Here is a 19,044-nt window from a genome sequence, read left to right as displayed (position 1 = left end):
CCACCACCTGGAGAGACCCATGGATGCAATTGCGGAACTGGAACTGCGGCAGCTGCTGGCGGGCTGCCAGGCTCAAATCAAGGCGTTGCACGAGCAACTGGAAATCACCGCCGGCAGTGCACTGGCGACAAACGTCGCCCTGCATGGGCTCATTTCGGTCCTTCCAGATCTCGACCTCGCAGGAAGAGCGCTCGCAACCGTGCGACGAGACTTCGAAGGCGCATCGGACCCCGCGACCGCTGAGCGGGCGATGTCGTTCGAGGCGACTTTTGACAACCTGCAGAAGACCATCGAGAACCGGAAGGCCGTGCTGGCGCGTCAGGCTCAATCTCTCCGCTGAAGCAGAAGCCCGGCCGCTGCTCGGCGGCCGGGTGATCTACGCCGGCGGCGAAGCTCGGCTTTTCAGATTCGTCAGTCATTCAGCGCTCCGTAGGTGCTGGGTACGCATCTGTGTTGGTCGGCTGGCAGAATCGGCGTTCCCCCAGTAATTGACGTTCCTCATGACCCCATCCGAACTCGAAGCCCGATTCGCCCAATACGACGAACGAATCGCCGCGTTGGAGGCTGAAAAACAGGCGAACAGCTGGTTCACGCTGGCCGTCATTGGCAGTCATCCCGACACAGAGATGCTGCTGGAGGTAGTTCGCGCCGCCATCCAAACACTGCGCGGCAAAACCTCGCCCGAAGCCCCGGCCGGCGTGGCCGCTGCAACCGTGCTTCGCCTGTTGGAGATCGAGCGTCAGATCCTGAAGGCGCAGCAGAGCCGACAGGAGCTGGCGGAAGCGGCGGAGGCGGAGCGGCTGTTGGAACAGCAACGCGCTGGATCTGAGCAGGAACACTAGAAGCTGGCTGCCGCTGCTCCAGCGCGCGCACCCGGCGCTCAAGCGCGCCGATGCGCTGCAGCGCCGCGGTCATGACCGTCGGAGTCGATTGGGGCAGGCCCTTAGTCATGGGCGACTCCTTTCTCCACAACCGATGCTGGCAGTGGCGGCGATCTCCGGGCAGGCTTGGTGGTACCACCCAACCACACCAACCACGGAGATCACCATGGAAGCGAGCACTCGCTTGGACACCCTCGAGAGGGCCGTTATCGCGCTGCAGACCCAGAACTCGCAGATCGTTGCTTCTTTGACGGACGTCACCGAAGCCATCAACATCGCGTTCAAGGACCTGTACCTGAGCGAGCAGAAGAAGGACGGCATGTGGGCTGCCCAGCGCGCCATCATCGAGTCCCTCCTGGCGCACGCCGACGCAGCCACGCGTCAATATGCGCAAGCAAAGCTGCAAGTCGCATACGAGGTGTGGGACGCGAAGAACCGGGATCCCGAATTCCTTGAAGAGTTTGCGGCGGCCGCGCGTTCAGTATTTCCTGACATTCGGCTAGAGCCCGCCGCTGAGTAAGCAGCTGCAAACCCTGGTCTTCCAGTGCCGCGATGCCTGCATGGACTTGGGCCATCGCGGTGTCAAACGGCTCGGTGTCGAATTGTTGGTAGAACGCGACCTGGGCCTCCAGCTCGCGGACCCTCTGCCGCAGCGCGCGCAGCTCCCTGCGATCCCGGCCGTGGCCTCGATCCTCCCCTTCGCGAGGATTGCTGAGGTGTCGACGGGCCATCAGCATTTACTCCAAGAGGCGGCGCCCTCCGGCTGGTAGGCTGGGATTTCCACACCACCAACCACGAACCGGAGAAGCGCCATGGCATTGCCAGCTGACGTCCGCATAGACCAGCTGCACGAACTGCTGGGGGAACAGGAAAAGCAGCGCGAAGCGCTGAACATTCGAATCCACGACCTAGAGCGGATCCAAGCCGACCACGCAAAAGTCATCGAGCGACTGGTGTGGCTTTTGGATGGCGCGCGTGGAAAGACTGCGGTAATGGAAACCGTCATCCCTCTTCTCCTGGAATCAAGCGATCAACGGACCCGGGATCGCGTACAGACGGCGCTGGAGCTGCGCTGGCGCCAGGACCGAGCTCTGGGCGCAGGTGCGACTCCCCGCTATGAGGCGAAGTTCGAGAAAGCAGCTCTCGAAGTTGCCCCGCAAGCATCGCTTCCCCGACAGCACAGTCGCTGATACCTGCAAGCGACTGGTCAAAGCGTTGCTGGGAAGCGGTGATTTCCTCCGACAGGCGAGTCCTGTCCGCCGCCTCGCGCTGCGCTCGAGCGCGGATGCGGGCAAGGACGGCCTGGTGGCGCTCCTCTGCCGCGGCTGTTTCCATTACGGTCTGCTTGTTCAGCCAGTTGCGGAGCCAGACCCGGGGGTTGAGGCGATCCGGAAGGTGCAGGGGCCAACGGCTGCCCCGAGGGGTCTCAGCGACCATAGCGGCCTCCCCACGTATGCCCAGCAATGGCTACCATTGGCCGTGCGGAATCCACCGCACAGTTCAAGGAACGTCGAAATGGCAAAGAACGAACAGACCGGCAAGAAGGTCGCAACCACTGCGTCCAAGCTGTTGAGCAATCCGAGCTCATCGAAGGCAGTGAAGTCGGTCGCGGCATCCGCGCTGACCCAGGCCCCGAACAAGCCGAAGAAGAAGTAATCAGCGTCATTCCAAGGCCCTCAGCGCAATGAGGGCCTTGGTCGGAATCGTCATAGCGCCGCAGCGCTGAGGTTCCTTTTCCCTGGACCAGCTACCAGCCACCACCACCGCCTCGGCCGATGCAGCGACCAGCAGACCTGCCGACCGGCAGGCCAGCGGCGAGGCATCCACGTCGCCGTGATGCCACCCATCGGCCCGGTGGGAGTCCACCCAGTCGGCCAAGACGACCCGCCCAACGAGAGCCTGATGCCCGTTGAGCTCCCCATCCTGAGGATTGGCAAGGCTTCGCGTGTCCATCAGGCTGTCTCCAGCGGCACGATGCGGCCGGCGTCCACATCGCCGCTCGGTTCGGCGCGCCGTTCCATAACCGGATCCATAACCGGATCCGCCTGCGCCACCACTTCGGCCAGGCCGCCCCGCTCCAGGCCCTCGAAAGCGTTCAGCGCCTCGATCAGCTGCTGAAGGCTGGCAATCGTCGGATTCGTGATCTGCCCGTGCGCCAGCTTCGTCAGCCACGAATAGCCGATGTCCGGGCTCTGCCGGGCGATCTCGGCGTACTTCCCTTCATGCGCACGCAGGCGCACCACGGTTTGATGCAAGAGGGTATCGGCGTCCATGACACCAACCTATCATTCTAATGCTAGGCAATCAAGCATCGAAGAGCGTTCAGCCATCACTAGCATGGTAGGTATGGCTAAACGTCCCTCGAGTGCAGATGTCATCGCCGCCAATGTGCGCCGATTGATGAAGCACCTGAACCTCTCGCAGGCCGAACTCGGCCGCAAAGCCGGGGTTGCGCAAACTCTCCTGTCGGGGCTCCTGAGCCCGGACGGCGCCTCCAAGAACCCGACATCTTCGACCGTCGACAAGCTTGCCGACGCTTTCAAAATCACCCCTTGGAAGCTGCTGGTTCAGGACATCACGCTGGACAACCTCATGGACGAGGAAATCGAGCGCCTGGTGGACGCTTTCGCCACCGTGCCAGCAGAGGGGCGCCGAACAATTCTGCGGGTGGCGGATGCTGAAGTTCGCTATGCCCAGGTTCCCGCGACCGTTCCGATCAAGAACACAGGGACATGAGCAGCCATGGGAATACTCGACTTTCTTGGCAGTGCGGCGGGCGTTGTGACAATGCAGACGGGCGCGGATGTGTTCATCCATCGTCATACACGCGTGGTTACCTTCAACCTTCCATCCCATTGGCGTGACCACGCCAACAAGCTCGTCAAAGAACGCTTTCAACAGCAGCTCGTTCAGTCCGAATTTGATGCGGCACTGCTGAAACTCGCAGTGTTCTGGACCTGCGCTATGCAAAGTGACCGAGTCCGCGCCGAGCACTTCGCCGACGCCATGTTTGACCTACGCACCGCGGCAGGCGGCCAGATCACGCCCGGTCTGTCCCTCGAAGTGATGCGGCTGACCAACCACTAAAGCTCGATCAATCAGCTGCTTAGCATCACATCACATCAATCTATCATTTTAGTGCTTGACTGACGGATGATCTATCACTATGTTGCTAGCCATCCCAAGCACGGATGGTTGAGCACATGTCTGCACTGTCTTCGTCGCTGTACCTGGCACTGGGGGCTCTCGGGGCCACCGGCCTTGGCGCACTCTTCTCCCCATCGTCCCCTTCCACAGACGAACCCGGCCAGGCCGTCCGGGCACCAGCTGCACTGGTGATCACCAGCCCGCGCATCTGCGCGGCGCTGGAGGTCTATACCCTGGCCAGCGAGAACGACTGGGGCCTGCGCACCACCATTGCCCAGGCGATGCTCAACGGCTTCAACGACACCGGCCGTGTGCCGGACTGCGCCGCCGGCGTGTCCGCCGCGCTGGCCAAGGACTTCTCTCCCTACCGCTGGCAGCTTGCGCTCGATGCCGTCGACGCGGTTGTCGCCGGCACCTACTCCGTTTCCCCCGACGCCTGCGCCCGGGCCAATACCGTCGTCCCCCTGTCGACGGAAAAAGCCACCTCCCCCGTGGTGGCCCGGGCGCGGTGCGTCATCTATGACCTGGCTTTCGTGGAGGTGCACTGATGGCCGCCACCGAACGTCACTGCCGCGTCTGCAGCTGCACTGAGCTGCAGGCCTGCCCCGGTGGTTGCTCCTGGGCCGGGGCCGACCTTTGCAGCAGCTGCGCCGCAGCTGCAGGCCCTAACGCCGAAGGCGCCATGGCGGTCGTCGCGCGCCAGCGCCTGCTGATCGCCGGCAAGGCCATCAAGCTGAGCCGCACCGAGGCCGTCGTGATGAAGGCCCTTGTCGCGACCCCCGATCGCCTCGTGGAAATCGATGCGCTGCATGCGGCGATGTACCCAGACAGCAAGCCGCCGTCGCGCGAGTCCAACGTCCTTCAGGTGCTGGTCTCGCGCGTGCGCCGCAAGCTCTCAGCTGCTGGCCATAAGCACGCAATCGAGACCATCCGCCTGCGCGGCTACCGCTTCGTGATGCCCCAAGGCGGTGCTGCATGAGCGCCCAAGTTGAATTCACCGCCAAATGCTTCGGCGCGAACCTCGGCCTCACCCGAAATCCTGACGGAAGCTGGTGCATGTCGCTCTACACCTTCGTCGGCAAGAACAGGAATCACCGCGGAATTGCCTTCGCAACCGCGGTCCCCGGCCAGCTGCCGCGAGTGGATCCGGCTGACGGCGATACCTTTCCCTCTGCAGCCCTGTGGGTCGGGTCGGCATCCTTCGACATACCCGATGCCCTGGTGCCGAAGCTGCAGGCCTTCCTCGCCGAACACGCCCAAGGCGGTGCCGCATGAGGACGGAAGAGATCATTGCGGAGGCCACCGCCGTGCTGTTCCGGCGAGTCCTGGCCATCGGCGGCGCGGCGGGCTTCGTGCTGGGTGTCGTGGCAACGCTTGGATCCCGGGCGGTGCTGTCATGAACTCGGTGACCATGACCGTCGACGCGGAGATCGACCTCGATGACCTGGTCGGGAATCTGGGCTCCGCCAGCAAGGACTACCTTGCCCGCCTCCTGAAGGTTGAAGGCGAGACCGCGCGCGCCCCTGACGGCCGCACCTTCGAGCAGATCATCGAAGCCGCCTTCTACGAGGCGCGCGCCATGTCCCCCGTGCCGCCGGCACTGGCCGACCTGCTCTGGGTAGTGCACGGGAGGGCGATGTCATGACGACAGACCTGCACCTCCTAGGCCATGGCGTCGACGCCATCGTGCAGCACGACCTGGACCGCATGCCGCCGGCGATCACTGCCGCAGCGCGCGTGCAGCGCTACCAGCGCGCGGTGTGTATCGCACCACCGGACCAGTGGCGCGCGCTGCGGATCCGCTTCGGCTCGATCTTCCAGATCGCCTGGAGCGCAGGACTGAAGCCGGACCTGGCCACCTGGGCCCGGAAGTTCCAGCGCATCGCCGAGGCCTGCCGACCATGAGGCTCTTCCACGTCCACATCCCGGGCGTGGCCAGACCGCACAGCGTCAACGCCGAATCCGAATCGGCCGCGATCGACGACGCGCTCTACACCCTGGGCCTTTCCGAGCTGCCCGAAGGCAGCAGCGTCACTTCTGAACAGACCGGAGACACCTGATGTTCTTCCGCAACCTCACGATGTTCACCTATCCGCAGCTGCAGATGTTCGACTGGCAGGACGGCCTGCAGGCGAGCGCCCTGAAACCGGTAGGCCCGCTGGAAATGTGCTCCGCCGGCTTCATTTCGCCATTCGGCCGCGAAGAGAAGGAGCTGCTGTCGCACGAGATCGGCCGCTGCGTGTGGATGGCCATCGGCGCCGAAGACAAGATCCTGCCGCCGGCCGTGGTGAGCAACCTGCTCGAACTCAAGCTGCTGGAGATCGAAGAAAAAGAGGGGCGCCGCCCCGGCGGCCGCGAGCGGAAGCGCATCAAGGACGATCTGCTGCACGAGCTGCTGCCGCGGGCCTTCATCCGCCCTACCCGCACGGATCTCTACCTGGACCACCAGCGCGGTGTCGTGTTCGTCGACACCAGCAGCCGCAAGACCGGCGAGAGCGCCATGAGCCAGTTGCGCAACGTGGTCGGTAGCTTCCCCGCCCTCCCCCTGAACGCTGAGGTGTCGCCGCGGGCGATCTTGACCGGCTGGCTCGCCGGCGAGTCCTTGCCCGAAGGCCTCAGCCTGGGCGAGGAATGCGAGCTTCGCGACCCGGTCGAAGGCGGCGCCATCGTCCGCTGCCAGCACCACGAACTGCGCTGCGACGAGGTCGATCTCCACCTGGAGACCGGCAAGCAGGTCACCAAGCTCGCCCTGGTGCTGGAGGACCACCTGTCCTTCGTTCTTGGCGACGACCTGATCGTCCGAAAGCTCCGCTTCTTGGACGGTGCCGTCGAGCAGCTGCAGTACGGGGACGAAGACGGCCGGCGCGCCGAGCTCGATGCCCGCTTCGCTCTGCAGATCGCCGAGGTCGGCCGGCTGTACGACCTGGTCCGCGAGCAATTCCACCTCACCACCTACGCCTGAGGCCCCAATGCATTCGATCCTCGTGACCAGCCACCGTCCATTCCTCAACATGCTCTTGGCCAGCCTGCTGAGCCAGCCGCGGGCGCACCCCGTAGCACCCGCAGCACCTGTGCGCCGCATGCCGCAACGACACCGCACCACCTGGGCACCGGCCGGCGGCGGCCGTGCCGAGCGCGCCCGCCGCATGCGCCAGATCCAGGCTGGCACCCTGAACGCATCCAGCGGGCTGACCCCGATCCACAAGGGTGAGCGGCCGTGAGCCGCTTGCGCGCCTTCATCTGCGCCCTGTTCGGGTGCGCCCGTGACTGGCCGGATATGGAGTCGTGCGGCCGCTGCGGCAACTACATTGATCTGCAGGCGGCGCCGCGCACGTTGGGGCGCCGCCTCCTGGATCGCCTTGCCACCGCACTGATACAGCGTGGGGCCCGCACGCCGTACTTCCACCTGGTCAACGCGGACGGCACGCCGTACATGGATCGCTTCTGGCTGCTGCGCATTGGCCGCGCCGGCGTCGACGACCGCGGCCAGCCCCGCCCCTGGCTGGCCCTGCGCCTTCATCACATCCGCAGCAGCGACCAAGGCGGCGTCTTCCACGACCACCCTTGGTCCTTCTTCAGCCTGATCCTGCGCGGCGGGTACTTCGAGCACCGGCCCTTCGACGGGCCGCTGCCGGCGGTACCGGACGCGGTGCCGTCCGCGATCGCCGAGGAACCGTACTCGTCGACCTGGTATGGCGCTGGCCAGCTGCTGTTCCGCCGTGCTGAGGGCTGGCATCGCATTGCGCTGGCCGAGGACCTGCAGCACGAAGGCACCTGGACGCTGGTGCTGACCCTGCCGCCGCGCGCCTGCAGCTGGGGCTTCCGCGTCCGTGGGCAGAAGATCGAGCACCGGGCCTACTTTCGGAAGGAAGCGGTTCGCCAGCGCGCGCGGCAGCATGCCCACGCTCCAGGCCGTTCCGGGTGGTACCCGTGATCCATGGCACGCACGTCACACCCCAACGCGCGCCGGCCCTGGACAGCCGACGAGGACGAGACGCTGCGGCTGAACTGGCCGCGGTTCCCCGCCTTTCTGATCGCCCATGTGCTGAAAAGGCCCAAGACCGCGGTGTATCGACGGGCAGCGGTGCTCGGCCTGCAGAAGTCAGACGATTTCCACACACAGCCGCTCGCCGCGCTCTGGAACGGGACGCAGGAACCGGGATCGATTGCCTCACGCATCAAGCCCGGGGCCACGCCGGCGAACAAGGGGCTGCGCCGACCGGGTTGGTATGCAGGCCGGATGCGGGAAACCCAGTTCAAGAAGGGTCGGCCGGCCAGCGAGGCGCGCAACTACGTGCCGATCGGGACCGAGAAGGTCGATCCGAAACGGAAGGTGCTGATGCGCAAGGTCACAGACGACCCAGCCCTGTTCCCGGTCAATCGCTGGCGACCGGTGCACGTGATGGTCTGGGAGGCGGCAAACGGCCCGGTACCGGAGGGACACATCGTGGTGTTCCGGCCGGGTCTGAAGACGCTGGTCGCCGCGGAGATCACTGCTGATCGCCTCGAGACCGTCACCCTCGCCGAGAACATGCGGCGCAACAGCTACCACAACCGGTTCCCTCCGGAACTGAAAGAACTGGTCCACCTGAAGGCGCGAATCACCCGCCGGGTCAGGAGGCGAATCAAGGAGCAAGAAGATGAAGAACAAGGTCAGTGATGTACGCGATCACCTGGTGGCCATGCTCGAACGCCTGGGCGACGACGACCTGAGTGCAGAGCAGATGGGCCAGGTCATCGAGCGCGCCAAGGCCACCACCATCGTGGCCACCACCTATATCGGTGCGGTGAAGGTCGAGCTCGATGCAATCCGGCTGGCGCATGAAACCGGGAACCTCACAGCAGCGGTTGCCGAGCCGCAACAGATCCCCTCGCTGCCGCAGAGCCCGAGGCGCTGACGATGGCTGCCAAGCGACCCGCGCCGGCCTTCGCCTGCGAAATTGCCGCAGGCCCTGACCACACTGCCGTTGCAGAGATCGTGGCCGGCAAGGTCACCAACGTCCGTCATCTGCCCCGCCAAGATCCGCTCGCGAAAAAGTCGCAGGTTCTCCTGGTGCTGAAGGCCGGCGGACGCATCGTCACGGGCCACCGCCCGGGCCTGTTGCAGCTGCTCGACGCCGAGGACAGCCCAGTGCCTGCCTGGCAAACCGCCCTCAAGGCTGCCCAGCCCTCCCCCGCACAGTCCGGAGATAACCATGAACCGCAGTGACGTCCTCCCCCGCTTCCTTGCCGATACGGCCACCCATGAGCTGCGGATCGTGGTCGACGACGGCGTGTACCGCCACCTGCAGTTCCGGCGCCCTGGCACCTACTGCTACGGATTCGACATCGTCACCTGGCCCGGGCACTTGGCGATCTCCGGCGACATGGGCACCGCCGTTTTCAATCGCCTCCACGACATGTTCGAGTTCTTCCGTGCCAAACCGGCGGAGCATGAGAAGGCCGGTGGCCTGTTCGTGAACGACGGCTACTGGGCCGAAAAGTGTGTGGCCAACGACGGCGCGAAGCAGGAATTCAGCGCGCGCCTCTTCCGCGACCTGGTGACCCGCCTGTTCAAGGAATACGTCGAGGAACGCGTGGATCCCGAAGACCTGGTGGATCCGGACACGACTTCGGAATGGGTGGCCCGGCTGTGGCAGGAGCTCGAGCTCGAAGTGCTGAACGACTCGGAGGATCACGATGCCCTGAGCAACGCGATCAGTGCCATGTCGGACTTCAGGCCGACCGACCCGGACTACAGCGACTTCCGGATCACCGACGCCTGGGAATACGCATCGTCCCTGCAGCAGTACACCTTCCACTTCCTCTGGCGCCTGTACGCGATCGCCCGTGCGATCCGTGCCCACGACGATGCCGCAGGTGCTGCCGAGCCGACTGGCCTGCCCAGCGACATTGGCGCGCCGGCGCCGCTGGCGGAGGCTGCCCATGCGTGAGCGGCCCATCCTGTTCAATGGCGCCATGGTGCGCGCCATCCTGGCAGGCCAGAAAACGCAGACACGGCGCGCGATCAAGGGCATCCCTTGGCGCCTTGGCTGCAATCCAGATTTCAGCCAGGCCCGCGCCTTCTCCAATGCCGGCGAGTTTCGCATCGCGGGCAGTCAGGAAATGACCACCGGCTTCCGGTGCCCCTTCGGCCGGCCTGGCGACTGGCTGTGGGTTCGGGAAACATGGCGGCCGCAGACCGTGCATAGCTGCGCGATGGATAGCTGCGACTGCGACAGCGTCGGCGTGACCTTCTCCGCCGACGGCGAGTGGGTGCTCCACACCTGGTCACAAAATCCTGTCCCGGACAGTTGGTACCTGCCCGACGCTGCAGCGCGCGGCAATCTGCCATCGATCCACATGCCGCGCTGGGCCTGTCGACTGGTGCTGGAGATCACCGACGTGCGCGTCGAGCGGCTGCAGGCGATCAGTCCTGCCGATGCCCTTGCCGAGGGCGCCATGGAGTGGGCTGGCGAGCAGGACACCCCCATTCGCGACCTGGACTCGGGCGACGAGCGTATTGCCTTCAGCGCGCTGTGGGACAGCACCGGCGGCGACTGGAACAGCAACCCCTGGGTGTGGGTCATCAGCTTCAAGAGGATCGACGCATGAGCAACGACAAGACGACCCTGGCGGACGTGCAGGCCGGTGGGAGGGTGAGGCTTGGGGATCAGCTGCCGCCGCTGCCGCAGGAGGCAGACCATGGCTGAGGTCGCGATCGACATCACCGGCGAGGAAGGTCAGCTGACCATCGAGAACACAGTTGCTTTCGATCTGCAGCTGCTCGGCTGCGGTCTGTGCATCGACATGACCCATGAGCAAGGCCAGTCGATCTATCTCGCCCTGGCAGTGTTCTTCGGCCCAGGAGACACGCCCAATGGCTGACCCCATCAAGGTAACGGTCACCGACCCCGCTACGGGCATGGTCCTGCAGGAGCGGATCCTCGTGAACGACTATGTGGTGGTCTGCGCCGGCGATCGGTACGTCAAGAGCGTTCAGATCATGGGATCCACGCACATGATCGCAGTTGCGAAGGAGAAGCCGAATGGCTGACACCTCAGCGTGCGCCGACGCCACGGACCACAACATCCACCCCGACCTGGCCAGGGAGCTGCGCGCGATCGCCGCGGTCCCCATGGATCTCCGTAGGCCGGCGCTGCGGCGCTTGGCCGAGCAGATTGGCAACGTCGCGATGGTAGATCTGTTCGGCGAGTTCATTGGCCTAGCCAACCAGGTCGCCTACAACGCCCGCGAGCAGGCCACGGACCTGCTGGTGCTGCAGGGCCACGTGTGGCCGCACGAGGCAGAGCGCATCAACATGCCCAGCACCCTAGGCGCCCTCAACGGCATCGTGCTGGCCGCCGGCATCGACCCTGGCCCGCTCTGCGGTGGCTGTGCGTTCCGCGCCGGCACCGTGGCCAACCAGTGCCTCCCCACCACGGAGGACGCCGACTACTGCTCCACCCCGGGCGAGCGCCCCTTCTTCTGCCACGAAGCCGTCGACAAGCACGGCAACACCATCAGCGCCTGCCGCGGCTTCGCCCAGCGGCGCGCCGCCTTGAATGCCGCCGAGCGCAGCACCGAACACCAGGAGCCCGACGCATGAATAGTTGTGACCGCCTTCCCGTGCGCTACCACGTGCACCTGGACGTCGCCGGCGCACTGACGAGCATGACCGACCAGGATCTGGAGGGGCTTTTCCAGCGCAACCCGCCCGGAGAGCCGGTGACTGCAGCAGAGGCTCGCAGGGTGCTGACCGACCACTTGGCCAATGGCCGCAGGGTCATCCCGCTCGCTCTCTGCGAGGGCTTTGACTACAGCGGTACCGGTTGCCCGGGCCACCCAGCAGCAGCTGAGGTAGACCATGGCTGATACAGGCACTGCCGACGGCACTGCCACCCGGATACTGCAGCTGCTGCAGGAAGGGCCAAGCCTGGCCGGCGAGCTGGCCGCCGAGCTGCAGCTGCCTTCGAGCAGGGTCAGCAGCTACCTGCACCAGCTGGCCAAGACCGGCCGAGTGCAGCGCGCGCCCTTTCACGGGCCCGACGAGCGCCCATCGGTCCTATGGAGCCTGCAGGCGGTGTCCCATGAGTAACCAAGCCCCTTCAGCGCGAGGGTTGTCGAGGACCACATCCCCCGCGAACCTGCGCCCGGTGCGATTCGTCACGCTCAAGCAGTTCGAGACGCTGACCGGCTACACGGTCGACGCGGTCAACTCGAAGATCAAGCGTGGCGACTGGCTGGAGGGCGCGGTGTTCCACAAGGCGCCAGATGGAAGAAACCTGATCGATTTGGAGGGGTACGAAAAGTGGGTAATGCACGGCAAGGCGGGGTGAGGCCGATCACCAAGGTCAGCATCGAGATCGATTTCCGGTACCGCGGCAAGCGCTGCCGGGAGCGCATCAAGCTGGCCCCCACACCGCGGAACTTGCGGTACTGCGAAAACCTGCTGGGCCAGATCAAGATCGAGATCGAGAAAGGCACCTTCGACTACGCTGCCCACTTCCCCGACAGCAAGCGGGCGGTGCAGGTGGTGGCCAAGCCGGCCGCCTTGGACACACTGGAGCAGGTGCTGCAACGCTGGCTGGCGCTCAAAGAGCCCGAGCTCGAGCACAGCAGCATGATCGGGTACCGCCGAATCGTGAACAACATCCTGGTGCCGCGCTGCGGCGCGATCACCCTGCGCGACTTCGACCGCCTGGCGGTAAAGGACCTGGTGGCCACCTTTGACGAGTCGACCTCAGCCAAGCGCATCAACAACGTGCTGGGTCCCCTGCGCGGCGCCCTGGACGAGGCGGTGGCCGACGACCTGATCGCCACCAACCCGCTCGACGGGTTCAAGGTGAAGCGGCGCGCAAAGGCCAATGCCCGCGAAGAGGTGGATCCGTTCACCCCGCTCGAGGTGCAGGCCATTCTGGCCGCGTGCCGCGATGACCAGGTGCGCAATTACTGCCAGTTCAATTTCGCCACGGGCCTGCGCACCTCGGAGATGATCGGTCTGTGCTGGTCGGACATCGATTTCCGCAGCGGCAAGGTGAAGATCCGCCGCGCCTGGGTGATGGGGCAGATGAAGGCGCCGAAGACCGAGTCGGGTGTCCGCGAGGTGCAGCTGCTGCAGCCGGCGATCGACGCCCTGAAGGCGCAGCGTGCCTTCACTGGCACCGCCGGCGAGTTCGTCTTCCACGATCCCCGCACCAACGCGCGCTGGGGGTCGGATCAGAGCATCCGCGCCGGCGAATGGCAGCGCGCGCTGCGCAAGGCTGGCGTCCGGTACCGGTACCCGTATCAGATGCGCCACACCTTCGCCTCCCAGGCGCTCAGCGCCGGCGAGAACGTCATGTGGGTTGCCCGGCAGATGGGGCACCGGGACTGGACGATCACGGCGAAGAAGTACGGCCGCTGGATCCCCTCGATGGTCCCCGATGCGGGCGCTAAGGCTGCTGCGGTTTGGGGCGAGGTGTCCACAACTTAGTGGGCTATCCTGAGCTTCCTGAACGACATGTGGAAGCGAATGAACGACGAACCGAAAAGCACGGATGCCGACGCCGCCTCCAAGACAGATGCCGATGCGGACAGGGATACGCTATTCATCCGTTCCCCGGAGGACTTCACCTCCGACTTCTTGTCAGGTTGGATCGTAGACGGTCGTAGCGGCGGCTTGGTTCGCGGCCGCCTTCACGAAGAGGGGCATGTATCTATGATTGAGCATGTCGGTCCACTCGGAACGTTCGAATTCCGAGGGGTGATGGAGGGTGGGGAGTACATCATGAGCACCGACGCGACAGCGGCTCATTTTGATCGCCTTGTGGAGATCAATAGCGACAAGACCCCTTGCGACATCCCTCTACCAGATGCGCCGCCAGGGCGCCTAATTGACGTGGCAGCGGAACCACACGACAAGCTGTTGTTGATCCAACGACAATTCATCATCAACCGCGTTTCCACTCGCAGGCATCTCAGCGAGCTCGTCGCTCTTAACGCCTCCCACACCTATTACCGTGGCCAGTTCTTTAGTGACGACGTGGTTACCTATCTGAACGATCATCCTGAGCTCGGGGATGGTCCACCGGTTGACGGCGACTGACCGCGTGACTGTTCAGGAAGATTGCCGTAGTATTCGCGTCGTTGGGCAGGGTCCTTTGCCAGCTTTTGGTCAGCTTTGGACCCCAAAGCCTTGCAGCACTTGAAGAAACCGGGGGTGCATTGGTTTCGACGGGGGTTGTGAAGTCGCCTGGCGCATGCCGAGGGGGTAGCTTTCCTCGTAAATCCAGCTGCAAAACTCTAGTTGCCAACGACGACAACTACGCTCTGGCCGCTTAAGGCCTAAGCCTCGAAACCGCTTGTGTCCATGCTCGCGGTGTAGAGTCACTATCATGGAATCGCGCTGGGTGGCTGCCTGTCAGTCCGGCACTAGAACACAACAGGCTGGTTCCCGGATGCGCTTTGCACGCCGTGCTGTTCGGGGACGAGATCTAACGGCGAGCTAAGCATGTAGTGCTGGGGATGGAGTGCCTTCGGACGGCGGTTCAATTCCGCCCACCTCCACCAACGAGCGGTTCGTAAAGGACCGGAGAAGCCCGGAACCCCCCGCATCACAAGGGTTTCCGGGCTTTTTTATTGTCCGCAGCAGACCGGTGCAATCCGTTTCAATCCACGAGACGGTGGGGGTATATCAAGGGGTATCCCACCGCACCCACTGAAGCGATACCCCCAATGCCTCTGACCGACGCAGCCATCAGGCGCGCCAAGCCCAGCGAGAAGCCGCAGAAGATCACCGACGGCGGCGGCCTGTACCTCTACCTCACCCCGACTGGCGCACGCAGCTGGCGCTGGAAGTACCGCATCGCCGGCAAGGAGAAGCTGCTGTCCATCGGCCTGTACCCGGATGTCTCCTTGGCTCGCGCCCGCGAGGCCCGCGACGAAGCCCGCAGGCTACTGGCCCGAGGCGTCGACCCGGGCGCGCAGAAGAAGGCTGCTGCCCTCGCCCATTCCGCCCTCGGCTCGGACAGTTTCGAGACAATCGCCAATGAGTGGCTGGCCACACGCCCCTGGGTGCCCAGCTATGCGGAGAAGGTCGAAGCCTGGATGAAGAACGACGTCTTCCCGTGGATTGGGTCGCGTTCCGCAGGTGAACTCACCGCTCCCGACTTCCTTCGGGTAGCCCGGCGCATCGAGGACCGCGGCGCGATCGAATCCGCGCACCGGATCATGCAGAACTGCGGCCAGATCATGCGGTACGCCGTGGCCACTGGCCGGGCCGAGCGGAACCCTGTTGCCGACCTGAAGGGAGCGCTCGCGCCGCCGAAGGAGGCCCACCACGCAGCGATTACCGACCCTGTGCAGCTAGGTGGCCTGCTGCGCTCCATCGAGGCATACAGCGGATCTGCCATCACCCGGGCGGCGCTGCGGCTGGCGCCGCTGGTGTTCCTGCGTCCTGGAGAACTGCGGCATGCGGAATGGGAGGAATTCGACCTCGACGCGGCCGTGTGGACCATCCCTGCCAACAAGATGAAGATGCGCGCTGCGCACCTGGTGCCGCTGTCCAGGCAGGCGCTGCAGATCCTGGAGGACATCAAGCCGATCACCGGCCGGCACAAGTGGGTGTTCTCTGGCGCCCGCGACCCCAAACGCCCGATGTCGGAGAACGCCGTTACCGCAGCGCTGCGCAACATGGGTTACGACCGCACGATGATGACCGGCCACGGCTTCCGCGCGACGGCTCGCACCATTCTGGACGAGGTCCTGCACTTCCGCCCGGACATCATCGAGCACCAGCTTGCTCACGCGGTAAAGGATCCCAACGGTCGGGCCTACAACCGCACATCGCACCTGCAGGAGCGCGTGCGGATGATGCAGGTCTGGTCGGATTACCTCGATGGCCTGCGCGATGGCAACGTGGTGAAGCTGCGGGCCGGATGACGCCTACACGCCCCGCCGCATCTGCTCCAGACCTGCCCTCACCCATGCCTTGCTGCGGATGTCCCTCGCTCGGGGCTTTGTCTCTGCCGGCGGTTTGCGCGGTTCGAGTGCTGCCTTGATCCGCTCGACCTCCTTCGCCCCAGCCTCGGCCAGGCGCCGGGCCTGTTGCTGCTGCTCGCGGGTCGGCGGCAGGCCCGGCAGTGGCGGTGCCGGCTGGATCGGCGTGGTGTCAGTCAGCCGGGCAACGGCCTCGCGCAAAGGAAGATCGGGGTACAACCTGACGGCGCACCAGCGCTCCCCGTAGCGCTTTGCCTGCCGAACGTTGGCGGCCCGCACTTCCTTTACGTCCCACATCTTCTGGCCTTCCATCCAGAGGCGCACCCCTGGACCGCCATCGGACGTGACGCTGGCCGTCTCGCGGCCGTTGTACCAGAGCGCCCAGCGTTCACCGGTCTGGACCCAGCCAGCGGGGATCGGGGCGGTGCGGAAGCCGTGAGAGGAATACATGGCCGGAAGGATACGAGCCGCCGTCGCAAATCCTGCGAACAGGGCCGCCACCTCTGTGAATCGTTCGGGTTCGGTATCGGCGCGCCGCTGCTCAGGCAGCCTCGGCGAATGGTTCGACCAGCGCAACCAGCATCTCCATGGCTGTCGCTGGCGGCGTGCGCTCGGCTCCACGCTGGAGGAAGCCGGTCCAGTCAGCACGAACCAGCATCAAAAGCTCTCCAGGCGATACGGGGACCAAACGCATCGGCCAGTATGGAAGCCGACGCTGCCCCACCCGCCCCCGGGCCAGCTCGATCAGTTCAATGTGGCTGGTTGAGCCCGCGGCCCTGGAGAAGGCCACATCTAAGCCATCTGGTGGGCCTTCCATGTACGCCAAGAACCGCCTGCCATCGAAGAGGGTCACGCCAGTGACCCCTGCATCCCGGTTGAACCGCCTCGCGTCCGCCATCAGCCCAACAAGGTGAGCACTGTCGAGCCTTGGCATCGCTTCACTCACAAACACCACCGCTCGATTTGGCACAGCCGGCTCCGCCATCCTCTACAGACTGTGAAGCCTATGCCTACATATGTTCACGACGCGTGCTGACCCATGGGATGCCGTCACAGTTTGGCTCCCGCTGGCCTACACGCGCCGGGCACGGCCGGCCGGACTACTCTCCGGCCATGTGCGGCAGATTCGTCCAGCTCCCCGTGATCGACTTCGGCCAGCCGGGGCTGGCTGACCTTGCCCCTGGCTTGGCCGAGATCCAGCCCAGCTACAACCTGGCTCCCACGCAGCGCGCATCGGTGATCCTGGACCGCGGCGAAGGCCGGCAGGTCACCCGGATGGCGTGGGGCCTGCTGCCCTTCTGGGCCAAGGCCAAGGGCCTGCAGGGATCAACCATCAACGCCCGGATCGAGACGGTGGCCACCAAGCCCGCCTTCCGGTCGGCGTTCAAGAAGCGTCGCTGCGTGATCCCCATGGCCGGCTACTACGAATGGTCCGTCAGCCCCGAGGACGGCAAGAAGGATCCATGGTTCATCCATGCGGCCCAGCCGTTGCTCGCCGCTGGCCTGTGGGAGGACACCAGCCCGCTGCTGCCCGACGGCAACTTGGGCACCTTCACCATCATCACCGGCGACAGCAGCGGCGTCTCAGCTGACATCCACGACCGCATGCCGGTGTGGCTGCATGCCGGCCAGCTCGATGAGTGGATGGCCGCCAGCCCCGACGATGCCATGGCCATGCTGCTGGCCAGCGAGCCGCCGGCGATGGAGGCCTACCGGGTCAGCCGCGCCGTCAACACGCCTCGGAATAACCGCGAGGATCTGCTGCAGCAGGTGTCGTGAGACCACGTTCGCCCTGGCCAAACGCGAACGGTTTTATGTAAGGCGCATGCCCCGGTTTGGGCGTAATCTCGACCCTGTTCGCAGCACAACACAGGGAGAGCGTCATGCGCGTACTGCTTGCCACCACCATTGCCGCAGCACTGGTCGCCGGCTGCAGCACCGCGCCGGGCGTGATACACGGGCGCACTGTCGAACTGCATCGGGAGTCGTCCGTCGCCGGCGAGAGTCTCGACGACTTCGTGGTCCGCATTGCCCCACACGCCTTGGAATCGTCCAATACTGCCCGCGCAACGGTTTGCGGGCAGATCGAACAGAATGCAGGCATCTTCAGCGTGCAGCTGAAGACCGACGGCTATGTCAGCGACTGCGGCCTGCCGAAGACTGGCAAGCCGTATGTCCTGGTGAATGGCACAGCCACCGACGTGCGAGAGAACCAATTCTCGCTGGTGAACTGGCAGCGCCCTGGCTATCTGATCACGCCCTGGTCGGTGAAGTACCAGGACGGCGCCAGCAAGCGGCCTCGCGTCGTTCGCTAGTAGTTCCGCATGTCCAGGATCAGGCCGGTCAGGTTGTTGTAGCCCATCTGGCCGGTCGGCGGGTACGGCGGCCCCGGCCCTTCATCCGTCGCGCTGCGAGTGTTGATCAGCCCGACGCTGATGGTTCCATTGGAATTGGTCCGTACGCCTACGACGTAACCCACCGTCTGGGTGCGCCAACCGCCACCGCCGCTGATCGGTCCGCCGTCCACGCGGGTGTAGAGCCCCGTGTTGCAGATACCTACCGCATAGCCAGATGTGAGCGGGATTGGAATGTCCACGGTCCCGGTGCCGGCAAGGGTGTTCACCATTTGCAGGACCCGCATGTACTTATAGCGGGAGTCGAAGATCACCCGATTGTTGGCCGGATTCCGGATCCTGAGCCCCTTCGTAGTGATGAACTGCATTTGAGCCACGTCAGTGGTGTCGAACACCCAGTAGGTGACGCTTGCCCCGACGACGTCGGTGTTGATCACCCACTCGTAGTTGGAACCCGACTGGCTCTTGCTCACCACGCCAACAAGCGCGCCGGAGCAGTTGACCGCCAGAATGGGCTCGTTGCAGCCGGCAACCTGAATCACGGCCCTGCCAATCGTCTTACCGCCGATACCAGGAACGGTGTAGGCGTTTGCCTGGACGACGAATGGACCTGCCTTCATCCCCAGACACTCCCAGCCCGGGTCGATCTGGATGAGTGATCCGCCGTCATTGCGGATGCGCGCTCCGATTGTCATTGGTCAGT

At 64.7% G+C, this 19,044-nt stretch carries 38 protein-coding genes and 1 other RNA gene; 34 read left to right on the top strand and 5 right to left on the bottom strand.

What is annotated here, in order from left to right; all coding sequences use genetic code 11:
* Positions 1-19: 19 nt before the first annotated feature.
* The 5 genes from QRO91_RS02285 to QRO91_RS02265 all read left to right on the top strand — a co-directional run bounded on the left by QRO91_RS02285 (position 20) and on the right by QRO91_RS02265 (position 2,537).
* On the top strand, positions 20-340 hold the full coding sequence (locus QRO91_RS02285; RefSeq protein ID WP_049397814.1) for a hypothetical protein: 321 nt from the start codon (positions 20-22) through the stop codon (positions 338-340).
* Positions 341-500: 160 nt separating this feature from the next.
* Positions 501-842 (top strand): hypothetical protein, encoded by a 342-nt coding sequence (locus QRO91_RS02280; protein WP_049397815.1) that lies wholly within the window; start codon positions 501-503, stop codon positions 840-842.
* Positions 843-1,047: 205 nt separating this feature from the next.
* Positions 1,048-1,401 carry a hypothetical protein gene (locus QRO91_RS02275; RefSeq protein ID WP_049485234.1) on the top strand — a complete coding sequence of 118 codons (354 nt, stop codon included), beginning with the start codon at positions 1,048-1,050 and terminating at the stop codon, positions 1,399-1,401.
* 292 nt (positions 1,402-1,693) lie between these two features.
* Positions 1,694-2,071 carry a hypothetical protein gene (locus tag QRO91_RS02270; protein WP_049397818.1) on the top strand — a complete coding sequence of 126 codons (378 nt, stop codon included), beginning with the start codon at positions 1,694-1,696 and terminating at the stop codon, positions 2,069-2,071.
* Positions 2,072-2,396: 325 nt separating this feature from the next.
* Complete coding sequence (locus QRO91_RS02265; protein WP_162838287.1) at positions 2,397-2,537, top strand: hypothetical protein; 141 nt, start codon at positions 2,397-2,399, stop codon at positions 2,535-2,537.
* 6 nt (positions 2,538-2,543) lie between these two features.
* On the opposite strand, the gene QRO91_RS02260 is transcribed toward QRO91_RS02265, so the two are convergent.
* Together QRO91_RS02260 and QRO91_RS02255 are read right to left on the bottom strand one after the other, a co-directional pair.
* The gene (locus QRO91_RS02260; RefSeq protein WP_049397819.1) at positions 2,544-2,834 is read right to left on the bottom strand and encodes a hypothetical protein; all 291 of its coding nucleotides are present in this window, start codon (positions 2,832-2,834) and stop codon (positions 2,544-2,546) included.
* Positions 2,834-3,154: a hypothetical protein gene (locus tag QRO91_RS02255; protein ID WP_049397820.1), complete on the bottom strand. Its 321-nt coding sequence runs from the start codon at positions 3,152-3,154 to the stop codon at positions 2,834-2,836. The genes QRO91_RS02260 and QRO91_RS02255 overlap by 1 nt, the downstream gene beginning before the upstream one ends.
* A 73-nt stretch (positions 3,155-3,227) precedes the next feature.
* Here QRO91_RS02255 and QRO91_RS02250 point away from each other — a divergent pair, with 73 nt between their 5' ends.
* The 27 genes from QRO91_RS02250 to QRO91_RS02120 all read left to right on the top strand — a co-directional run bounded on the left by QRO91_RS02250 (position 3,228) and on the right by QRO91_RS02120 (position 15,930).
* Positions 3,228-3,617, top strand: coding sequence for a helix-turn-helix domain-containing protein (locus tag QRO91_RS02250; protein WP_049442625.1), 390 nt, complete (start codon positions 3,228-3,230; stop codon positions 3,615-3,617).
* Between the two features lie 6 nt (positions 3,618-3,623).
* Entirely contained in the window at positions 3,624-3,968 is a 345-nt protein-coding gene (locus QRO91_RS02245) for a hypothetical protein (RefSeq protein ID WP_033834770.1), read from the top strand.
* Positions 3,969-4,084: 116 nt separating this feature from the next.
* Complete coding sequence (locus QRO91_RS02240) at positions 4,085-4,576, top strand: hypothetical protein (protein WP_225792086.1); 492 nt, start codon at positions 4,085-4,087, stop codon at positions 4,574-4,576.
* Positions 4,576-5,007 (top strand): helix-turn-helix domain-containing protein, encoded by a 432-nt coding sequence (locus QRO91_RS02235; RefSeq protein WP_049397823.1) that lies wholly within the window; start codon positions 4,576-4,578, stop codon positions 5,005-5,007. Before QRO91_RS02240 ends, QRO91_RS02235 begins: the two co-directional genes overlap by 1 nt.
* Positions 5,004-5,303 (top strand): hypothetical protein, encoded by a 300-nt coding sequence (locus QRO91_RS02230; protein WP_151458193.1) that lies wholly within the window; start codon positions 5,004-5,006, stop codon positions 5,301-5,303. The genes QRO91_RS02235 and QRO91_RS02230 overlap by 4 nt, the downstream gene beginning before the upstream one ends.
* Positions 5,300-5,428 (top strand): hypothetical protein, encoded by a 129-nt coding sequence (locus QRO91_RS02225; RefSeq protein WP_263969833.1) that lies wholly within the window; start codon positions 5,300-5,302, stop codon positions 5,426-5,428. The genes QRO91_RS02230 and QRO91_RS02225 overlap by 4 nt, the downstream gene beginning before the upstream one ends.
* Entirely contained in the window at positions 5,425-5,673 is a 249-nt protein-coding gene (locus tag QRO91_RS02220) for a hypothetical protein (protein ID WP_049485231.1), read from the top strand. Before QRO91_RS02225 ends, QRO91_RS02220 begins: the two co-directional genes overlap by 4 nt.
* Positions 5,670-5,933: a hypothetical protein gene (locus QRO91_RS02215; RefSeq protein WP_049397826.1), complete on the top strand. Its 264-nt coding sequence runs from the start codon at positions 5,670-5,672 to the stop codon at positions 5,931-5,933. Before QRO91_RS02220 ends, QRO91_RS02215 begins: the two co-directional genes overlap by 4 nt.
* Positions 5,930-6,088: a hypothetical protein gene (locus tag QRO91_RS02210; RefSeq protein WP_160314045.1), complete on the top strand. Its 159-nt coding sequence runs from the start codon at positions 5,930-5,932 to the stop codon at positions 6,086-6,088. Before QRO91_RS02215 ends, QRO91_RS02210 begins: the two co-directional genes overlap by 4 nt.
* Entirely contained in the window at positions 6,088-6,990 is a 903-nt protein-coding gene (locus QRO91_RS02205) for a recombination-associated protein RdgC (protein ID WP_049406977.1), read from the top strand. The genes QRO91_RS02210 and QRO91_RS02205 overlap by 1 nt, the downstream gene beginning before the upstream one ends.
* A 7-nt stretch (positions 6,991-6,997) precedes the next feature.
* Positions 6,998-7,249, top strand: coding sequence for a hypothetical protein (locus QRO91_RS02200; RefSeq protein WP_049397828.1), 252 nt, complete (start codon positions 6,998-7,000; stop codon positions 7,247-7,249).
* Complete coding sequence (locus QRO91_RS02195) at positions 7,246-7,962, top strand: hypothetical protein (protein ID WP_285310232.1); 717 nt, start codon at positions 7,246-7,248, stop codon at positions 7,960-7,962. Before QRO91_RS02200 ends, QRO91_RS02195 begins: the two co-directional genes overlap by 4 nt.
* Before the next feature lie 3 nt (positions 7,963-7,965).
* Positions 7,966-8,688 (top strand): HNH endonuclease, encoded by a 723-nt coding sequence (locus QRO91_RS02190; protein WP_285310231.1) that lies wholly within the window; start codon positions 7,966-7,968, stop codon positions 8,686-8,688.
* On the top strand, positions 8,669-8,926 hold the full coding sequence (locus QRO91_RS02185; RefSeq protein WP_285310230.1) for a hypothetical protein: 258 nt from the start codon (positions 8,669-8,671) through the stop codon (positions 8,924-8,926). The genes QRO91_RS02190 and QRO91_RS02185 overlap by 20 nt, the downstream gene beginning before the upstream one ends.
* A 2-nt stretch (positions 8,927-8,928) precedes the next feature.
* A complete protein-coding gene (locus tag QRO91_RS02180; RefSeq protein WP_285310229.1) occupies positions 8,929-9,237 on the top strand; it encodes a hypothetical protein in 309 nt (102 codons plus the stop codon).
* The gene (locus QRO91_RS02175; RefSeq protein ID WP_285310228.1) at positions 9,224-9,961 is read left to right on the top strand and encodes a hypothetical protein; all 738 of its coding nucleotides are present in this window, start codon (positions 9,224-9,226) and stop codon (positions 9,959-9,961) included. The genes QRO91_RS02180 and QRO91_RS02175 overlap by 14 nt, the downstream gene beginning before the upstream one ends.
* Entirely contained in the window at positions 9,954-10,622 is a 669-nt protein-coding gene (locus QRO91_RS02170; RefSeq protein ID WP_285310227.1) for a hypothetical protein, read from the top strand. Before QRO91_RS02175 ends, QRO91_RS02170 begins: the two co-directional genes overlap by 8 nt.
* A 90-nt stretch (positions 10,623-10,712) precedes the next feature.
* Positions 10,713-10,895: a hypothetical protein gene (locus QRO91_RS02165; RefSeq protein WP_285310226.1), complete on the top strand. Its 183-nt coding sequence runs from the start codon at positions 10,713-10,715 to the stop codon at positions 10,893-10,895.
* Positions 10,888-11,064 carry a hypothetical protein gene (locus QRO91_RS02160; RefSeq protein ID WP_285310225.1) on the top strand — a complete coding sequence of 59 codons (177 nt, stop codon included), beginning with the start codon at positions 10,888-10,890 and terminating at the stop codon, positions 11,062-11,064. The genes QRO91_RS02165 and QRO91_RS02160 overlap by 8 nt, the downstream gene beginning before the upstream one ends.
* Positions 11,057-11,617: a hypothetical protein gene (locus QRO91_RS02155; RefSeq protein WP_285310224.1), complete on the top strand. Its 561-nt coding sequence runs from the start codon at positions 11,057-11,059 to the stop codon at positions 11,615-11,617. Before QRO91_RS02160 ends, QRO91_RS02155 begins: the two co-directional genes overlap by 8 nt.
* Positions 11,614-11,883 carry a hypothetical protein gene (locus QRO91_RS02150; protein WP_285310223.1) on the top strand — a complete coding sequence of 90 codons (270 nt, stop codon included), beginning with the start codon at positions 11,614-11,616 and terminating at the stop codon, positions 11,881-11,883. Before QRO91_RS02155 ends, QRO91_RS02150 begins: the two co-directional genes overlap by 4 nt.
* Positions 11,876-12,106 (top strand): winged helix-turn-helix domain-containing protein, encoded by a 231-nt coding sequence (locus QRO91_RS02145; protein ID WP_285310222.1) that lies wholly within the window; start codon positions 11,876-11,878, stop codon positions 12,104-12,106. Before QRO91_RS02150 ends, QRO91_RS02145 begins: the two co-directional genes overlap by 8 nt.
* The gene (locus QRO91_RS02140) at positions 12,099-12,347 is read left to right on the top strand and encodes an excisionase (RefSeq protein WP_285310221.1); all 249 of its coding nucleotides are present in this window, start codon (positions 12,099-12,101) and stop codon (positions 12,345-12,347) included. The genes QRO91_RS02145 and QRO91_RS02140 overlap by 8 nt, the downstream gene beginning before the upstream one ends.
* Positions 12,344-13,483 carry a site-specific integrase gene (locus tag QRO91_RS02135; protein ID WP_285310220.1) on the top strand — a complete coding sequence of 380 codons (1,140 nt, stop codon included), beginning with the start codon at positions 12,344-12,346 and terminating at the stop codon, positions 13,481-13,483. The genes QRO91_RS02140 and QRO91_RS02135 overlap by 4 nt, the downstream gene beginning before the upstream one ends.
* A gap of 39 nt (positions 13,484-13,522) precedes the next feature.
* A complete protein-coding gene (locus QRO91_RS02130) occupies positions 13,523-14,095 on the top strand; it encodes a hypothetical protein (protein WP_285310219.1) in 573 nt (190 codons plus the stop codon).
* 110 nt (positions 14,096-14,205) lie between these two features.
* Positions 14,206-14,559, top strand: a transfer-messenger RNA (tmRNA) gene (ssrA, locus tag QRO91_RS02125).
* 165 nt (positions 14,560-14,724) lie between these two features.
* Positions 14,725-15,930 (top strand): phage integrase central domain-containing protein, encoded by a 1,206-nt coding sequence (locus tag QRO91_RS02120; RefSeq protein WP_197650344.1) that lies wholly within the window; start codon positions 14,725-14,727, stop codon positions 15,928-15,930.
* Positions 15,931-15,933: 3 nt separating this feature from the next.
* On the opposite strand, the gene QRO91_RS02115 is transcribed toward QRO91_RS02120, so the two are convergent.
* Together QRO91_RS02115 and QRO91_RS02110 are read right to left on the bottom strand one after the other, a co-directional pair.
* A complete protein-coding gene (locus QRO91_RS02115) occupies positions 15,934-16,437 on the bottom strand; it encodes a hypothetical protein (RefSeq protein WP_197650371.1) in 504 nt (167 codons plus the stop codon).
* 91 nt (positions 16,438-16,528) lie between these two features.
* Entirely contained in the window at positions 16,529-16,957 is a 429-nt protein-coding gene (locus QRO91_RS02110) for a BLUF domain-containing protein (RefSeq protein ID WP_197650345.1), read from the bottom strand.
* Positions 16,958-17,100: 143 nt separating this feature from the next.
* Here QRO91_RS02110 and QRO91_RS02105 point away from each other — a divergent pair, with 143 nt between their 5' ends.
* Both QRO91_RS02105 and QRO91_RS02100 read left to right on the top strand, forming a co-directional pair.
* Complete coding sequence (locus tag QRO91_RS02105) at positions 17,101-17,766, top strand: SOS response-associated peptidase (protein WP_197650372.1); 666 nt, start codon at positions 17,101-17,103, stop codon at positions 17,764-17,766.
* Positions 17,767-17,870: 104 nt separating this feature from the next.
* On the top strand, positions 17,871-18,302 hold the full coding sequence (locus tag QRO91_RS02100; protein WP_197650346.1) for a hypothetical protein: 432 nt from the start codon (positions 17,871-17,873) through the stop codon (positions 18,300-18,302).
* Here the strand turns inward: QRO91_RS02100 and QRO91_RS02095 are convergent.
* Entirely contained in the window at positions 18,299-19,036 is a 738-nt protein-coding gene (locus QRO91_RS02095) for a hypothetical protein (RefSeq protein WP_197650347.1), read from the bottom strand. The genes QRO91_RS02100 and QRO91_RS02095 overlap by 4 nt on opposite strands.
* Positions 19,037-19,044: the final 8 nt, after the last annotated feature.

It is taken from the genome of Stenotrophomonas maltophilia group sp. Smal32 (genome assembly GCF_030237085.1).
Classification (GTDB): Bacteria; Pseudomonadota; Gammaproteobacteria; order Xanthomonadales; family Xanthomonadaceae; genus Stenotrophomonas; species Stenotrophomonas maltophilia_Q.
This window is presented reverse-complemented; position numbering and strand designations above follow the sequence as displayed.

Coding starts and splice junctions, on each gene's coding strand:
- QRO91_RS02215 (WP_049397826.1), top strand. CDS start 5,670: ATGACGACAGACCTGCACCTCCTAGGCCATGGCGTCGACGCCATCGTG.
- QRO91_RS02205 (WP_049406977.1), top strand. CDS start 6,088: ATGTTCTTCCGCAACCTCACGATGTTCACCTATCCGCAGCTGCAGATG.
- QRO91_RS02145 (WP_285310222.1), top strand. CDS start 11,876: ATGGCTGATACAGGCACTGCCGACGGCACTGCCACCCGGATACTGCAG.
- QRO91_RS02120 (WP_197650344.1), top strand. CDS start 14,725: ATGCCTCTGACCGACGCAGCCATCAGGCGCGCCAAGCCCAGCGAGAAG.
- QRO91_RS02255 (WP_049397820.1), bottom strand. CDS start 3,154: ATGGACGCCGATACCCTCTTGCATCAAACCGTGGTGCGCCTGCGTGCG.
- QRO91_RS02115 (WP_197650371.1), bottom strand. CDS start 16,437: ATGTATTCCTCTCACGGCTTCCGCACCGCCCCGATCCCCGCTGGCTGG.
- QRO91_RS02095 (WP_197650347.1), bottom strand. CDS start 19,036: ATGACAATCGGAGCGCGCATCCGCAATGACGGCGGATCACTCATCCAG.
- QRO91_RS02280 (WP_049397815.1), top strand. CDS start 501: ATGACCCCATCCGAACTCGAAGCCCGATTCGCCCAATACGACGAACGA.
- QRO91_RS02240 (WP_225792086.1), top strand. CDS start 4,085: ATGTCTGCACTGTCTTCGTCGCTGTACCTGGCACTGGGGGCTCTCGGG.
- QRO91_RS02165 (WP_285310226.1), top strand. CDS start 10,713: ATGGCTGAGGTCGCGATCGACATCACCGGCGAGGAAGGTCAGCTGACC.
- QRO91_RS02245 (WP_033834770.1), top strand. CDS start 3,624: ATGGGAATACTCGACTTTCTTGGCAGTGCGGCGGGCGTTGTGACAATG.
- QRO91_RS02175 (WP_285310228.1), top strand. CDS start 9,224: ATGAACCGCAGTGACGTCCTCCCCCGCTTCCTTGCCGATACGGCCACC.
- QRO91_RS02265 (WP_162838287.1), top strand. CDS start 2,397: ATGGCAAAGAACGAACAGACCGGCAAGAAGGTCGCAACCACTGCGTCC.
- QRO91_RS02155 (WP_285310224.1), top strand. CDS start 11,057: ATGGCTGACACCTCAGCGTGCGCCGACGCCACGGACCACAACATCCAC.
- QRO91_RS02190 (WP_285310231.1), top strand. CDS start 7,966: ATGGCACGCACGTCACACCCCAACGCGCGCCGGCCCTGGACAGCCGAC.
- QRO91_RS02285 (WP_049397814.1), top strand. CDS start 20: ATGGATGCAATTGCGGAACTGGAACTGCGGCAGCTGCTGGCGGGCTGC.
- QRO91_RS02220 (WP_049485231.1), top strand. CDS start 5,425: ATGAACTCGGTGACCATGACCGTCGACGCGGAGATCGACCTCGATGAC.
- QRO91_RS02250 (WP_049442625.1), top strand. CDS start 3,228: ATGGCTAAACGTCCCTCGAGTGCAGATGTCATCGCCGCCAATGTGCGC.
- QRO91_RS02170 (WP_285310227.1), top strand. CDS start 9,954: ATGCGTGAGCGGCCCATCCTGTTCAATGGCGCCATGGTGCGCGCCATC.
- QRO91_RS02200 (WP_049397828.1), top strand. CDS start 6,998: ATGCATTCGATCCTCGTGACCAGCCACCGTCCATTCCTCAACATGCTC.
- QRO91_RS02235 (WP_049397823.1), top strand. CDS start 4,576: ATGGCCGCCACCGAACGTCACTGCCGCGTCTGCAGCTGCACTGAGCTG.
- QRO91_RS02260 (WP_049397819.1), bottom strand. CDS start 2,834: ATGGACACGCGAAGCCTTGCCAATCCTCAGGATGGGGAGCTCAACGGG.
- QRO91_RS02100 (WP_197650346.1), top strand. CDS start 17,871: ATGCGCGTACTGCTTGCCACCACCATTGCCGCAGCACTGGTCGCCGGC.
- QRO91_RS02210 (WP_160314045.1), top strand. CDS start 5,930: ATGAGGCTCTTCCACGTCCACATCCCGGGCGTGGCCAGACCGCACAGC.
- QRO91_RS02185 (WP_285310230.1), top strand. CDS start 8,669: ATGAAGAACAAGGTCAGTGATGTACGCGATCACCTGGTGGCCATGCTC.
- QRO91_RS02230 (WP_151458193.1), top strand. CDS start 5,004: ATGAGCGCCCAAGTTGAATTCACCGCCAAATGCTTCGGCGCGAACCTC.
- QRO91_RS02225 (WP_263969833.1), top strand. CDS start 5,300: ATGAGGACGGAAGAGATCATTGCGGAGGCCACCGCCGTGCTGTTCCGG.
- QRO91_RS02270 (WP_049397818.1), top strand. CDS start 1,694: ATGGCATTGCCAGCTGACGTCCGCATAGACCAGCTGCACGAACTGCTG.
- QRO91_RS02105 (WP_197650372.1), top strand. CDS start 17,101: ATGTGCGGCAGATTCGTCCAGCTCCCCGTGATCGACTTCGGCCAGCCG.
- QRO91_RS02130 (WP_285310219.1), top strand. CDS start 13,523: ATGAACGACGAACCGAAAAGCACGGATGCCGACGCCGCCTCCAAGACA.
- QRO91_RS02180 (WP_285310229.1), top strand. CDS start 8,929: ATGGCTGCCAAGCGACCCGCGCCGGCCTTCGCCTGCGAAATTGCCGCA.
- QRO91_RS02140 (WP_285310221.1), top strand. CDS start 12,099: ATGAGTAACCAAGCCCCTTCAGCGCGAGGGTTGTCGAGGACCACATCC.
- QRO91_RS02160 (WP_285310225.1), top strand. CDS start 10,888: ATGGCTGACCCCATCAAGGTAACGGTCACCGACCCCGCTACGGGCATG.
- QRO91_RS02150 (WP_285310223.1), top strand. CDS start 11,614: ATGAATAGTTGTGACCGCCTTCCCGTGCGCTACCACGTGCACCTGGAC.
- QRO91_RS02275 (WP_049485234.1), top strand. CDS start 1,048: ATGGAAGCGAGCACTCGCTTGGACACCCTCGAGAGGGCCGTTATCGCG.